A 13179-nucleotide genomic window follows, 5' to 3' on the forward strand; every position below is an offset into this window, starting at 1 on the left:
GCCTGCCCGCCATGCGGGGCTGCGTGGCTGTTCGCCACGTGGATGCCGCTGGATTGCGCTCAGGTCAGGGCAAGGTCGGTCCGCGTGCTGCGGGGCGCCACCTGACGCGACGCTGGCGACTTGGCCGCGGCGTCTGGTGCTGCCATCTGGTCGCGCGTCAGTTCCTCCGATATGGCGGCTGCGGCGGCCTTAAGGTCCAGCACATAGCGCTGCACGGCGTCGGCCATCGGCATGGCCGACGAGAAGAACACCAATGCCATCGCACCCACCACGCGCGGGCCCTCGAAGACGGGCACGGCGATGGACGAGGTCTTGCGCGGTACGGCCGAGTGCGGGTTGCGGTCGCAGGTGGCATAGCCGTCAGCGCGGATGCGCTGCACCAGCTTGTCGCCCTTGAACATTTCCAGCATGTGGCTGCGCCGCTCCAGCGTCTCCAGTCCGGCCAGCATGCTCAGCCGGTCATCGTCCGGCACATGGGCCAGGTAGGCATGGCCGGAGGCGCATTCCAGCATCGGCAGCGTGTAACCGGGCTCGTAGTTGCAGAAGCTCAGCGAGGTCTCGCTGTGCGTGGAGTCCCGCACCATCATGCTCTGGCCCACGTGCGTGACTAGCGACACCGGCCAGGACTGCTTGCGCGTCAGCGCCACCATGTGCGGCCGTGCGCGGATCAGCAGGTTGCCGGTCTCGCGATAGCCTACGGCCAGCGTCTGCACCAGCTGCGTGGCGCGGTAGTGCTTGCGAGAGGGTTCGCACTCGATGAGGCCCTCGTACAACAGTGTCTGGATGATGCGGAAGGTCGTCGGGTAGGGCAGCTCAACCCCGCGGGCTATCTCCATCAATGACAGCGAACCATGCCGGTTGATGCACTGGAGCACCGCGATGCTGCGGCTGACAGCGCGGATGGGGACGCCTCTTTCCATGATGTCCTCTTGTGCCCTTGCGGGAGGGGGGGAATGAAAGTTCGGGATCGCCGGTCGGCGCGCGCCGCGGAAGGCGGACGCTTGTCGCGAAAACGTAATGTCGATCAGCGCATTTCGTGCCGGAGGTGGGAAATCCCGGGGATGTTGAGTGCTATCCACCTGCTGAACACGCGCGGAGCCCGCGGTCTTCGCACCGGTGCCCCGCGCCTAAATTGCGCGCCATGACAGCCTCCCTCCAGGACGATTACGAGCGCGCCGGCTTCGGCGGCACGCTGCCTTTCGGACAACGCCCGGCGCTGCTCGTCATCGACGTCGTGCAGGCCTATGTGCAACCCGACAGCCCACTGTATGCGCAGGGCTTCGTCGATGCGCTGGCGCCCAACATCCGTCTCATCGACGCCGCACGCGCCGCTGGCGTGCCTGTCATCTTCACGAACGTCGTCTATGGCGCCGAAGGCCGCGACGGCGGCCTTTTCTATCGCAAGGTGCCGGCGCTGCGCAGTTTCCTCAAGGGCTCGCCGCTGGGAGCTTTTCCCGCAGGCATCGAGCCGCTTTCGGACGAGGTCGTCGTGAGCAAGCAGTACGCCTCGGCGTTCTGTGGCACGTCGCTGGCCGCGACGCTTGTGTCCATGGGCATCGACACGGTATTGGTCACTGGCTATTCGACGTCGGGTTGCGTACGCGCGACGGCGCTGGACGCGCTGCAGAACGGCTTCGCGCCGTTTGTCGTGCGCGAGGCCTGCGGCGAGCGCGACCCGCGGCCGCAAGAGGCCAACTTGTTCGACCTGCAGGCCAAGTACGCCGAGGTCGTCAGTGAGGCCGAGGCCAGGGCCCTGATCGCGCGCACGGCGTCCTGATGGCCGCCCGCCGGATCGCTGGTGCGTGGGCGCCCGTGCTGGGTGGCGTACTGGCCTGGGCGCTGCTCGGCGCCACGCCGCTGCCGGTTCAAGCCCAGCTCAAACCCTCCGCCACGTATGTGGCCATGGGGAGTTCCTTCGCGGCGGGTCCCGGCCTACTGCCCTACGAGACCGGGTCGCCAATGCGTTGCGCGCGGTCCACGAGGAACTACGCCCATCTGTTGGCCGCCCGGCGCGAGCTGGTGCTCAAGGATGTGAGTTGTAGTGGTGCGACGACCGCGGCGGTGCTCGCGCCGTGGCGTGACGAGCCCGCGCAGATCGATGCGGTCGGTTCTGCGACGCGATGGGTCACGGTGACCGTGGGCGGCAACGACGTGGGCTACATCGGCGGGTTGATTGAGGCATCGTGCCAACAGCTGCTGGCGCAGGGTCGACAACCCGCACCACGCTGCCACTCACTGGGCGGCGCAGGTGACGACGCGGCTTTTGAAGCCCTGGAGCGCTCATTGCGCGACATTGCCGTGGCAGTGCGCCAGCGCGCGCCGCAGGCGACGCTGGTTTGGGTGGACTATCCCGTTGTTCTGCCGGTCGAAGGCGGCTGCGAGCAGGCCCCGCTGTCACCAGACCAGGCAAGGGAAGCCCATCGCCTTGCGGCACGCCTGGAGGCGGTCACCGCACGGGTCGCCCAGGACAGCGGCTCGCTGCTCCTGCGTGCGTCGAGCCTATCGCTCGGGCATGACGTCTGCTCCGTGATGCCCTGGATGTGGGGCTATCCGGCGCCCGCTGGCGGTGCGCCCTATCACCCGAACGCGCAAGGCATGGCCGCCGTAGCCGACGCGCTGGACCGGTTGCTGCGGCGCTGATGGCGCTGGCGATCAGCGGCTGGCGCCAGGCGAGCAATGCAGCTCGTCCAGCAGTGCGTTGAAGCCGGCGGCGTCTTCCAGAAACAGCGCATGCCCGGCCTGCGGGAATGTCGCCACGCGGGCCGTCGGCAATGCAGCGCGCAGCTGCCGGGCGACGGGCTCGGACACGATGGCGTCGCGGCCGCCGAGCGCTAGCGTCACGTGCTGCTGGGCGAGCTGGGGCAGCAGGTCGGCATTCGCCCCGGCGCCTCGCACGGCCACCGCACTGTCCAGGTACGGGCCCCCACGCAATGAGGCGGCCGTGAGCTGGCTGCGCAGGCCGGCGTCCACGCCGGCGCCGAACACTAATTGGGCCGTGCGCTCGGCGCCGGAGATGGCCTGTGCGAGGTCCAGCGCTACTGGGCGCGGCGGCTTTGCCGACGACGCATCCGGCGCGGCCAGCAGGCCGGCGGGTGAAGCCACCAGCACCAGGCCCGCGATGGGCACCTCCGGGTGCAGGCGCAGGAAGTCCATCGCCACGTTGCCGCCGAACGACCAGGCCACCACCAGCGGTTTCACGAGCCCGCTGGCCTGGATGACTGCAGCCATGTCGTCGGCCCAAGGGCGGGCGTTGTCGTAGGCCGCAGCCTGCCAGGGCTGGCCAGAATTGCCATGGCCGCGCAGGTCGTATGCGACCAGGTGGCAGTGCTTCGCCAGATCGGCGCCGAACTGCGCCGACCAGCTCAAGTAGCTCTGCCGGAAGCCGTGCAGGAACAGCACGCCGGGCTTGCCCGGTTCGCCCTTCTGGACGACGTTGAGCGGCACGCCGCCGTGGCCGGCGACCGTGCCGAAGCGGGCGCCGTCGAACGCCTGGGCCTGGGTGGCGGCGGTCAGAGTGGTCAAGGCGGCGGTCAGCAGCAGGCGTTTCATGGCGTGAGGCTCAACGGGCGTCGCGGCACTGGCGCGCCACAGTGGTGACGAGGTTGGGTACGAGTGAGTCGTCCCAGTCGAAGGTGCCGGCGCCTAGGCGCACGATGACTAGGTTCTCGGCTGGCGAGGCGTACACGCGCTGGGCGCCGGAGCCGTCGAACAGCACCATGTCGCTGGCCAGGAACGGCGCTTTCGCCGGCACGGTGGCCTTCGTCGCGCTGTTGTAGGCGCGCTGTGGTGCGTGCGGGCTGGCGATCCAGAGCTGGTAGCCGTAGTTCGGGTTGGCGGGGCTGGGAGTGGCCATGGCTTTCACCCAGCGCGCGTCCACGACCTGGCGGCCGTCCACGCGGCCCTGTTGCACGAACAGCAGCCCCAGGCGTACCCAGTCCTCCGGTCGCGCGAACAACGCGCTGGACGTTCGGGCCAGGCCACCGGGATGGTCCAGCGTCACGTAGGCGTCCTGCGCGCCGAGCGGCTGCCACAGGCGTTTGGACAGGTAGTCGGCATAGCGCTTGCCGGTGGCGCGCTCGATGATGAGGCCCAGCAGCTGCGAGATGCCGCTGGCGTAGTTGAAGCGGCTGCCGGGGGCATCGGCCAGCGTGGCGGCCAGTGGCACGGCGGTGCTGTCGGCGCCGTAGAGCGCCCGGCTGTAGGCGGAGCCCGGCGTGAGGTCGAAGTGCAGCGGGGCCAGGCCGCTGGCCATCTGCAGCATCTGCTCCACGGTGATCGCACCACGCGGGTCGCCAGCCCATTCCTTGAGCCAGCGGGACACGGGGGTCTGCAGGCTCGGGATGGCGCCGTCGGCGATGGCCTGGCCCACCAGCAGGCCCAGCACCGACTTGTGCATGGACGCCGGTTCGGCGCGGGTGTCGGGACCGAAGCCGCTGGCGTAGTACTCGTACTCCACCGCCCCATCGCGCCAGACCAGGAAGCTGTAGCTCTTCACGCGCTGGATCTCGGCCAGCGCCGGTGCCAGCGTCGTGTCGTTCAGGCAGGCGCTGACGCGGCGCGGCAGCGGCGTGGCCGCGCCGCCGGCCACGCGCTCGGCGGGCCATTGCTGCGGCTGGTCCAGGTCCAGCAGCGAAGGGCTGCGCGGGTCCGGGCGGTTGGCCATGCGCCAGTCGTAGAGCCAACCCCAGTCGGCGTGGCGCTCGGGGTGGAGTGCCGCGTAGAGCAGGTTGGGCAGAGCCTGGTCACGCCAGGCGGGCGAGGGCTTGCCGACGCGCAGGATCAGCAACTGTTCGCTGGGGATCAGTGCGAGCTGCAGGCCACCGGCGCCGCTCAGGTAGAACAGGTCCGGCGCCAGTGCCGGCACGAGGCTGGCCTTCTGCGCGGCGCTGGCGCGGTACAGCCGCGGCTCCAGCCAGGCCGAGCCCAGCGCGAGCTGGAAGCCGAAACTGGCATTGGCCGCCGAGGGCTTCCGCATCTCCTGCACGAAGGCTTCGCTGAGTATTCGCTGGCCGCGCCAGGTGCCGCCGTCCAGCAGCATCTGGCCCACGCGCGCCCAGTCGCGCGGTACGCTCCAGGCGCAGCAGTAGGGCATTGCGCGGCCGCCTTCGCGGTCCATCAGCAACTCGGCGCCACTGGCCCCCAGTGGTTTCCACAGCCGCTGGCCGACGTAGTCGAGGTAGGGCGTGCCGGTGGCGCGCTCGATGACGAGGCCCAGTGCCTGCAGGTTCTCGTTGTCGTAGGCGAAGTCGGTCCCCGGCGGATAGGCCAGCGGTGCTGTCCTGACAATCTCCTCGACGTCCGAGCCGTAATGCAGTTGCATGTATCGGCTGGCGGGGTCGGTGCTCGGCGCGGTGCGAAAGCCGCCGCTCATCGTCAGCAACTGACGCAGCGTGATGGCCTCGCGCGCGTCGCCCCGCCATTCGGGCAGCCAGCGCGAGGCGGGCAGGTCCACCGAGGCGATCTTGCCGTCGGTCACCGCCGCACCTAGCGACGCGGCGGCCAGTGTCTTCGCGAAGCTGTGCGAGCTGAACTGCGTGCTCGCATCGGTGCCGCCGAAGTAGCGCTCGGCCTGCACGACGCCTTTGTGGATGACGATCAGCGCCTGGCCGTTGCTGGCCTGCACGTACTGCGCGGCTTCGTCCAGCGCTTGGGCGGGGACGGTGGTCTTGCCGGGCTGGGCCGCCGGCAGGAAGGGCCCGGGCTGGCTGGCCAGCGGCGCTAGCGGCTTGTACCAGTCCTTGGGTGGCAGCATGCGGTCCGCCGGCGGCAAGTCGACGCGCTGCCAGAACGATGCGTTGCGCGCGTCGCGGGGCGGCGCCGTCTGCGCGAGCGCGGCGCCGGCCATCAGCAGGGCCAGGCCGGTGAGCGGAGCCAGGCGATGAACGCGCATCATTTCGGCGCGCGCGGCGGCGCCGGCTGTTGGTCGTGGGCGTAGCGCTCGAGGCTAGACAGACTGGGCCCTTCGACCTTCTCGGGCGCGACGAGGTACTTGGGATAGCGGCTCTTCACGCGCTCGATGACGTCCTTGGCGTGGAAGTCCAGCGTCTCGTGCGAGGACATGCGGCCGGTGTAGAGGATGTGGCCGGGGGCCTGGTCCATCAGCATCCAGGGCAGCCACGGCGTCACGCGGTTCCACACGCCGTGATAGGGGATATGCCCAAGGCTAGAGTCCTCCAGGTCGCTGCGGCGGATGACGTAGCGGAACATCTCCGACACGCGCGTCATCTTGCCGGGCGACTCGCGTGGCCACTTCTCGGGCTGCATGGCGCTGGGGTAGTAGAGGTGAACGTCGGATTCCAGGCCTACGGTCTCGGCGTCCAGCAGGCTCCAGTTGCGCAGGAAGGGCCGGCGCGGACGGGTTTCCTTGTTCAGGCCGCCATAGCTGGGTGGCTGCGGGAAGTAGTCGGAGATCACGTAGTTGTACGGGTCGTTGGCTACGTCCACCACCTTCACTCGCTCGCCGGTGTACGGGTTGTCCCACTCGTCCATCAGCTCGCCGGTCTCCAGGTTGCGATAGAACACGACCTCGCGGCACAGGCGCTGGTAGCTGTCGTCCGGCTGGCGCACAACGCGGATGGTGCTGAACACCTCGAAGCGCATCAGCGGGCGCAGCTTCTCGCCGTCACGCACGCCGGCCACGACACCGGAGGCCAGGCCGTAGACGAACTTCTTCGGGTCCGCATGCGCCTCCAGCCGGGCCGAGACCTCGCGGTTCCAGATCGGGTCGCCGAAGGCCAGCGGGCGACGGTTGGCCGGGGCCGTCTGGGCGGCGGCCACGCCGGTGCCGGCCGCGGCGCCTGCGAGAGCGGCCAGGCGCAGCGCGCCACGCCTGTTCATGTCGGTGGGGTTCATGTCGTGGTTCTCCGAAGGGAAGGGGTCATATGACCGCGCAGACGGTCTTGAGTTCGAGGAAGTTGTCGACGGCGGCCTGGCCGCTCTCGCGACCCCAGCCGGATTCCTTGACGCCGCCGATGGGCAGGCTGGCGTCGAACATCAGGTGGCAGTTGATCCACACGGTGCCGGACTTGATGCGGGCCGCGGCGCGGTGTGCGGTCGACAGGTCGCGCGTCCACACACTGGCTGCCAGGCCGTAGGCGGAGTCGTTGGCCAGCGCCAGCGCTTCTTCCAGCGAGTCCACCGGCGTGGCGACGACGACCGGCCCGAAGATCTCCTCCCGCACGCACGCCATGTCGGGCCGCACGTCGACGAGCACTGTCGGCTCGATGAAGGTGCCGTTGGGGCCTAGCTGGCGGCCGCCGGCCAGCAGCCGGGCGCCGTCAGCCACCGCGTCCTGCACGTAGCGGTGCACGCGGTCGGCCTGCTTGCGGCTGACGACCGGGCCCACTTGCGTGGCGGCGTCCAGGCCGTGGCCCAGCTTCATGCTGCGCGCGATGTCGGCCACGCCGTTGACGACGCGGTCGAACACGTCGCGGTGCACGTACAGCCGCGAACCGGCCACGCAGACCTGGCCGGTGTTGAAGTAGATCGCATTGGCCGCGCCGGGTATGGCGAGGTCCATGTCGGCGTCGGGCATGACGATGACGGGCGACTTGCCGCCCAGCTCCAGCGTCACTCGCTTCAGGTTGCCGCCAGCGGCCTGCAGCACCGAGCGGCCCACGGTGGTGGAGCCGGTGAAGGAGATCTTGTCGACGCCCGGATGTGCCGCCAGCGCCGCGCCGACCACGTCGCCGCGGCCGGTGACGATGTTGACGACGCCCGGTGGCAGGCCAGCCTCCAGCAGCAGCTCGCCCAGGCGCAGCGCCGTCAGCGAGGTGTCTTCCGCGGGCTTGAGCACGACGCAGCAGCCGGCCGCCAGCGCCGGGGCCAGCTTCATCGCCGTCAGTACCAATGGCGAGTTCCATGGCACGATGGCCGCGACGACGCCCACCGGCTGCTTGACCGTGTAGGCCATCACCTGCTTGCCTGGTGGCTGGTAGTTGATCGAGGTCGGAATCGTCTGGCCCTCGATGCGCTGCGCCTGGCCCGCGAAGAAGCGGAACTGCTCGGCCGCGCCGGGGATCTCGGCATACCGGCCCACCCACAGCGGCTTGCCCTGGTCCAGGGTCTCCAGCTCGGCCAATTCGTCGATATGCTGCTCGATCAGCTCGCCGACGCGCCATAGGATGCGCGCGCGCTGGCTGGGCGTCATCGCCGGCCACGGACCGTTCTCGAACGCCGCGCGAGCTGCCCGCACCGCACGGTTGGCGTCGCTTGCGTCCCCGTTCGGGAAGCGGCCCAGTACGGCGCCGGTCGCCGGGTCGACGGTCTCCATCCACTGGCCGGACTCTGCGGGCACCCAGTGCTCGCCCAGCAGCATCGGATGGTCGCTGCGCGCGAGGAAGGCCACTGCGGCGGGTTGCGTGGCTTTCAGGGCTGGAATGTCGAGGCTCATGCGGAGGCGTCCTGGGTCAGGCCTTGGGAGGGATGTGCTCGTGGTGGTGTTCCAGGTACCAGCTGGCCACCTCCTCGCGGGTGGTGAACCACACGCCCGGCAGCGACTTGGCGTACTGCAGGAACTCCCGCAGCGCGCTGATGCGGTAGGCCCTGCCGCTTACGTGCGGATGCAGGCCGAGGTTCATGATGCGGCCGGTCTTAGCCCCTTCCTCGTGCAGCACGGTCAGCTCTTCCATCAGCACGTCCAGGTACTCGGCCGTCGTGTGGCCGCGCCGGGTCAGCAGCGTGAAGTCGTTGATCTCGTTGGAGTAGGGCGTCGAGACGATGGGACCGTGTGGCGTCTGGACCAGGTAGGGCTGGTCGTCATTCATCAAGTCGCAATAGAACTTCAGGCCCTTCTCGGCCAGGATGTCGGCCGTGTTCAACGTGCCGCGCAGCGATGACGACAGCCAGCCCTGGGCCTTGCGGCCGCACACCTGTTCGTAGACGGCCAGCGTGCGCTCGATAACGCGCCGCTCGGCCTCCACGTCGCCGGCGAAGTTGGTGAGCAGCTCGCCCTGCTCGTAGTTGTGCGCGATAACCTCGCAGCCGCGTTGCAGCGCAGCGGTCACCATGGCCGTGCGGCGAAGGCCGGTCACGGCGTTCATCGTGACGGCCGGCTTGATGCCCATCTCGTCGAACAGATCGTACAGACGCCAGACGCCGACGCGCTGGCCGTACTCGCGCCACGCGAAGTTCGGGAAGTCGGGCACGTTGCCTGGCAGCGTGTCGGGCAGGATAGCCGGGCCGCCGGCGTAGTAAGGCTTGTCGGTGTCCTTGATCAGATCCCAGGTCTCGAGATTGATCGTGAGGAACAGCGCGACGCGCTTGCCACCGGGCCAGCGCAGCGGCAGGCGCTCGGGCAGTGGGACGTAGTCGTAGTGCATGGAGGTCTCCTGGGCGGTCAGCGCCCGCGGCGGCAGTCGCCGGCTGCAGGCAGCTTGTCGAGAAATGCCATCGCGTCGGAGGCGCTCTGCGCGGCCTTGTCGACGATGAGCAGGTGGCCGGCGTCGGGGTAGACGATGCGTTGCGTCGTGCACGCATTCTTCAGCGCGTCGATGAAGGCGTCGGCGGTCTTTGTGTTGAGCGCCTTATTGGCGCCGCCCCACAGCACGAGCGCGGGTGCGCGCACATGGGCCAGCACTCGCAGCGGGTCTCCGCGCTCGTACAGTCGGCGCCCGGCCAGCGACTCCTCGAGCCGGCCCTGGATGTTTGCGAACGCCAGCTTGCGCTCGATGCGTTGCTGTGTCGCCAGCGAGGGGTTGGCGAGCATGTGGCGCAGGTTCAGCTCGATGTCGCCGTAGGTGATGACGGCGTCGTAGAACAGGTTGGCCCGGCTCTCGGCGCCACTGGCCGCCGGTGCCGGGGCGGATGCGCCAGGCAGGCCGGCCGCCGCCACTTGGGGAGGCGCCTTGCCATACTCGATACCTGCCGAGTTGGCGAGGATCAGCGCCGTGACGCGGTCAGTGCGCGTCGCGGCGTAGCGGAAGGCCACGAGGCCGCCGTACGAGATGCCGGCGATCGCGAAGCGCTCGACGCCCATGCGGTCCATGAAGGCGTCGATCAGCGACCCCATTCGGTCGGCCGAGTAGTTGCCGCTGGCCAGCGGGCCGCTCAGGCCGAAGGCCGGCATGTCGAAGCGCAGCACGCGGTAGCGCCGCGACAGCATCTCGGCCCACCCGTCCCAGTCGCCTAGGTCGCCCAACGTGCCCTGCATCAGCAGCAGGGCCGGGCCGCTGCCCTGGTCCTTGTAGTGCAGGTTGACGCCGTCGATGTCGACGAATTTGGACTCGGCGTCGGCGAAGCGGGCGATAACGGACTCGCGCGTCAGCACGCGGGTCGTCGTCACCGGCGCGGCGGACTGGGCGCCAGCGCAGGCGGCACCTGCGAGCAGCGCCACGGCGGCGGTGAAGCGGCGGATGTCAAGCATGGCGGGCCCCTAGGCGTCCAGCGGCGTCGTGGCCGCGTCGAAGTCGAACTCGGCGAAGTCGTCGCGCGGCACCGGGTCGGTGGCGGATGCGGTCACCAGATGCTGGTGGATTCGCAGGCCGTGCGCATCGGCACGCTTGACGGTGAGCGTCGCCCGCGGGTGGCGGATGCGCTCGTAGCAGGCTAGTGCCGATTCGACGTCGGGGCCGCGCGCCAACGCGCGGGCCACCAGCACAGCGTCCTCGATGGCCATCGCGGCGCCCTGGCCCAGGAAGGGCAGCATCGGGTGGGCGGCATCGCCGATGAGGCTGACGCGCCCCTGCTGCCAGCGCGGCAATTCGGCGCGGCCGAACAGGCCCCACTTGAACGCGCCGCTGAGGCACAGGCCCTCGATCATGTCGTCGGCCTCCTCGTGCCAGCCGGCGAAGGCGGCGCGCAGCTCGTCCAGGTCGGCCGGTAGCGACCAGCCTTCCTCGGCCCAGCCCTCGACGCGGGCGAAGGCCACAACGTTGACGGCCCGGTGCCCGCGCACGCGGTAGCGCAACAGCGTGCGCTGCGGGCCCAGGAACACGGCGGTGTCGGGCTTGAAGTCGGGATTGCGCAGGTTCTCGACCGGCACGACGCCACGCCAGGCGACGTAGCCGGTGAAGTCGGGCGCGCCGTCGCCGTAGAGCGCGGCGCGCACGGCCGAGCGCACACCATCGGCACCGATTAGGCAGCCGCCGCGGAACGTGCCGGCGGCCGTCTGCACCTCGACGCCTTCACCATGCTGCTGGATGCCTTGCACGCGCGCGCCCAGGTGCAGCGCGGTCGGGTCCAGTGCATGCAGGGCATCGACTAGCACCGTATGCAGGTCGGCGCGCAGCAGCTGCAGGTAGGGCGCACCCCAGCGCTGCTCCATCGACGACCCCATCGGGTAGGCCACCATCTCGGCGCCGCTCTGGTAGTGCTTCATTGCGGCGCGCTGCGGCCAGTTGGAGGCGTCGCGCAGCGCCTGGCCTATCCCCAGACTGTCCAGCGCGCGCGTGGCGTTGGGAGCAAGTGAGACGGCCGCACCGACCTCGCGCAGCTCCGCGGCCTGCTCCAACACACGTACCGGCACGCCGGCACGCACGAGGCCGAGCGCGGCGCACAGGCCGGCGATGCCGCCGCCGGCGATCAACACCGGCTGCTTGTGGTGCATCGCGTTCATGCTTGCGCCGTCTCGGTGATGACCTGGTCGTAGCCCTGCTTGCTTTCGTCCTGCTGCAGCTCGTGCGCCTGCTTGCACACGAGGTAGTACAGCCGCTCAAACAACTGCTGGCGGCGCAGCTCGCGGGCGTCCAGCGCTTCCTGGTCCAGCACCAGCGCCTCGATCTCCTTCGCCAGGTCCAGGCCGTGGGCGGCCGAGACGCGCTCGATCGCGTCCACGCGGTCGCGCAGCACGCTGAGCTCCTGCGCCAGCACGATGATCATCGACATCACCTCGTCCATGCCGGACGTCGTGAAGAACTGTGGTCGCTTGCCGCGCGAGTGACGCTGGGGACGGGGCGCGCTCATGCCTGCACCCCCTTGCGCGCGATCAGCACTTCCCAGCCGCCACCGGGGGCGAACTCCCCGGCCGTGAACTCGCGCTCCGCCACAGCGCTCGTCGAATCGTTGGTGTAGCCTGCCGCGCCTTCGGCTGCCGACTCCAGGATGGCCATCGGTGCGGTGGCGAACTTGACGCTGTCGGCCGGGAAGCCGGCGTCGACTGCGAGCTTGATCTGGTCGATTTCGCGCATCGCGCCCCAGAAGGGCTCGTTGTTGTACCAGGTCTCGTTGTCGAGGATGAATTGCGTGAAGGGGCTCATCAGGTCGAATGGCGGCAGGTCGGCATGGATCACGTAGCCGCCCGGCGACAGCAGGCGGTGGCATTCGCGCACGATGCGCGGCATGGCCTTGCCGCTGGTCTCGTGCAGCAGGATGTGGCTGACGATGAGGTCGAAGTAGCCGTCCTCGAAGTCAGTGGCCTCTGCGTTCATCTGCGCGAAGTTGACCTCCACGCCCAGCGCGGCTGCGCGGGCGTGCGCATAGCGCACCACTGGGCCGCCCACGTCGATGCCCCAGACCTCGGCGTCAGGGAACAGCGTCTTGTACGGCAGCGTGGAGTGGCCCACCGTGCAGCCCATGTCGAGGATGCGGCGCGGCTTGAAGTCCGGTAGGTTGCGCTTGACGTAGTTGCAGACCGAGCGCCCCATGTCGTCGTTCAGCGGACCCGCGAAGCCCATGCCGTACAGGTAGGCGCCACGGTCGTAAAGTGCTGCGACGCTCACGTCCTCGGCCGTCACCTCGCTTGCGTAGCCGCCAGGCATGCAGTGGATGTCGAGCGCCGTCACGTAGCGCGGCGGCACGAAGCCGGCGTCGATGCGCAGCTTTGCTTCCGTCGACGCGGAGAACTTGCGGGCGTTGTCGATGAGCTCGGGCAGCTGGCGCTCGACCGAGTCGATGACCGAGTTCCACATCGCCTCCTGCGAGATGCGGTTTAGCGCGGCGTAGTGCTGGAAGTAGGGGTCCGGCTCCATCGCGCGGCGGATGTCGCGGCGGTTCTTCGGCGCATGGCCGTGGGTCTTCTCGAAGTCCTTGGCCACGCGGTGCTCGAACACTGGCTGAAGACCCGGCAGCAGCGCTTGCTGTACGAACTGCTTCAGGCTCTTGGAGAACTCCTGGCGTGCGGCCTCGTCGTGCGTGGCCCGGGGCAGCATCGGGTGATGTGCCTGCTGGAAGGTGTTGAGCATCGGTACTCCTTGGTCTCGATTGAATGTTGGACTGGCCGCTGGCGGCGTGCGCGCCGGGCCC

12 protein-coding genes are annotated in these 13179 nt (G+C 69.2%); 2 read left to right on the plus strand and 10 right to left on the minus strand.

Annotated features, from left to right (window positions below):
- Positions 1-59: 59 nt before the first annotated feature.
- Positions 60-920 carry an IclR family transcriptional regulator domain-containing protein gene (locus tag LXT13_RS00290; RefSeq protein WP_233369600.1) on the minus strand — a complete coding sequence of 287 codons (861 nt, stop codon included), beginning with the start codon at positions 918-920 and terminating at the stop codon, positions 60-62.
- Between the two features lie 221 nt (positions 921-1141).
- Between LXT13_RS00290 and LXT13_RS00295 the strand changes: the two genes are divergently transcribed.
- Together LXT13_RS00295 and LXT13_RS00300 are read left to right on the plus strand one after the other, a co-directional pair.
- Positions 1142-1777 carry an isochorismatase family protein gene (locus LXT13_RS00295; RefSeq protein ID WP_233369601.1) on the plus strand — a complete coding sequence of 212 codons (636 nt, stop codon included), beginning with the start codon at positions 1142-1144 and terminating at the stop codon, positions 1775-1777.
- The gene (locus tag LXT13_RS00300) at positions 1777-2640 is read left to right on the plus strand and encodes an SGNH/GDSL hydrolase family protein (protein WP_233369602.1); all 864 of its coding nucleotides are present in this window, start codon (positions 1777-1779) and stop codon (positions 2638-2640) included. The genes LXT13_RS00295 and LXT13_RS00300 overlap by 1 nt, the downstream gene beginning before the upstream one ends.
- Positions 2641-2652: 12 nt before the next feature.
- On the opposite strand, the gene LXT13_RS00305 is transcribed toward LXT13_RS00300, so the two are convergent.
- From LXT13_RS00305 to LXT13_RS00345, 9 genes are read right to left on the minus strand one after another with little or no spacing between them, the layout of a single operon-like run.
- Positions 2653-3549 (minus strand): alpha/beta fold hydrolase, encoded by an 897-nt coding sequence (locus tag LXT13_RS00305; RefSeq protein ID WP_233369603.1) that lies wholly within the window; start codon positions 3547-3549, stop codon positions 2653-2655.
- Between the two features lie 10 nt (positions 3550-3559).
- Positions 3560-5893 (minus strand): serine hydrolase domain-containing protein, encoded by a 2334-nt coding sequence (locus LXT13_RS00310; protein WP_233369604.1) that lies wholly within the window; start codon positions 5891-5893, stop codon positions 3560-3562.
- Entirely contained in the window at positions 5890-6852 is a 963-nt protein-coding gene (locus LXT13_RS00315) for a DUF1838 family protein (RefSeq protein ID WP_233369605.1), read from the minus strand. The genes LXT13_RS00310 and LXT13_RS00315 overlap by 4 nt, the downstream gene beginning before the upstream one ends.
- Before the next feature lie 25 nt (positions 6853-6877).
- Entirely contained in the window at positions 6878-8392 is a 1515-nt protein-coding gene (locus LXT13_RS00320; protein WP_233369606.1) for an aldehyde dehydrogenase family protein, read from the minus strand.
- A 16-nt stretch (positions 8393-8408) separates the two neighbouring features.
- Entirely contained in the window at positions 8409-9320 is a 912-nt protein-coding gene (locus LXT13_RS00325; RefSeq protein ID WP_233369607.1) for a polysaccharide deacetylase family protein, read from the minus strand.
- A 17-nt stretch (positions 9321-9337) separates the two neighbouring features.
- Positions 9338-10363 (minus strand): alpha/beta fold hydrolase, encoded by a 1026-nt coding sequence (locus tag LXT13_RS00330; RefSeq protein WP_233369608.1) that lies wholly within the window; start codon positions 10361-10363, stop codon positions 9338-9340.
- Between the two features lie 9 nt (positions 10364-10372).
- Positions 10373-11554, minus strand: coding sequence for an FAD-dependent monooxygenase (locus LXT13_RS00335; RefSeq protein ID WP_233369609.1), 1182 nt, complete (start codon positions 11552-11554; stop codon positions 10373-10375).
- The gene (locus LXT13_RS00340) at positions 11551-11901 is read right to left on the minus strand and encodes a hypothetical protein (RefSeq protein ID WP_233369610.1); all 351 of its coding nucleotides are present in this window, start codon (positions 11899-11901) and stop codon (positions 11551-11553) included. Before LXT13_RS00340 ends, LXT13_RS00335 begins: the two co-directional genes overlap by 4 nt.
- Positions 11898-13118, minus strand: a complete 1221-nt coding sequence (locus LXT13_RS00345; RefSeq protein WP_233369611.1) for a class I SAM-dependent methyltransferase — start codon at positions 13116-13118, stop codon at positions 11898-11900. The genes LXT13_RS00340 and LXT13_RS00345 overlap by 4 nt, the downstream gene beginning before the upstream one ends.
- Positions 13119-13179: the final 61 nt, after the last annotated feature.

The organism is Pelomonas cellulosilytica, from assembly GCF_021353265.1.
GTDB lineage: Bacteria > Pseudomonadota > Gammaproteobacteria > Burkholderiales > Burkholderiaceae_C > Pelomonas > Pelomonas cellulosilytica.

What these genes read in the sequence shown, in the direction of transcription:
- LXT13_RS00290 (WP_233369600.1), bottom strand. Translation starts at nt 920, where the DNA reads ATGGAAAGAGGCGTCCCCATCCGCGCTGTCAGCCGCAGCATCGCGGTG.
- LXT13_RS00295 (WP_233369601.1), top strand. Translation starts at nt 1,142, where the DNA reads ATGACAGCCTCCCTCCAGGACGATTACGAGCGCGCCGGCTTCGGCGGC.
- LXT13_RS00300 (WP_233369602.1), top strand. Translation starts at nt 1,777, where the DNA reads ATGGCCGCCCGCCGGATCGCTGGTGCGTGGGCGCCCGTGCTGGGTGGC.
- LXT13_RS00305 (WP_233369603.1), bottom strand. Translation starts at nt 3,549, where the DNA reads ATGAAACGCCTGCTGCTGACCGCCGCCTTGACCACTCTGACCGCCGCC.
- LXT13_RS00310 (WP_233369604.1), bottom strand. Translation starts at nt 5,893, where the DNA reads ATGATGCGCGTTCATCGCCTGGCTCCGCTCACCGGCCTGGCCCTGCTG.
- LXT13_RS00315 (WP_233369605.1), bottom strand. Translation starts at nt 6,852, where the DNA reads ATGAACCCCACCGACATGAACAGGCGTGGCGCGCTGCGCCTGGCCGCT.
- LXT13_RS00320 (WP_233369606.1), bottom strand. Translation starts at nt 8,392, where the DNA reads ATGAGCCTCGACATTCCAGCCCTGAAAGCCACGCAACCCGCCGCAGTG.
- LXT13_RS00325 (WP_233369607.1), bottom strand. Translation starts at nt 9,320, where the DNA reads ATGCACTACGACTACGTCCCACTGCCCGAGCGCCTGCCGCTGCGCTGG.
- LXT13_RS00330 (WP_233369608.1), bottom strand. Translation starts at nt 10,363, where the DNA reads ATGCTTGACATCCGCCGCTTCACCGCCGCCGTGGCGCTGCTCGCAGGT.
- LXT13_RS00335 (WP_233369609.1), bottom strand. Translation starts at nt 11,554, where the DNA reads ATGAACGCGATGCACCACAAGCAGCCGGTGTTGATCGCCGGCGGCGGC.
- LXT13_RS00340 (WP_233369610.1), bottom strand. Translation starts at nt 11,901, where the DNA reads ATGAGCGCGCCCCGTCCCCAGCGTCACTCGCGCGGCAAGCGACCACAG.
- LXT13_RS00345 (WP_233369611.1), bottom strand. Translation starts at nt 13,118, where the DNA reads ATGCTCAACACCTTCCAGCAGGCACATCACCCGATGCTGCCCCGGGCC.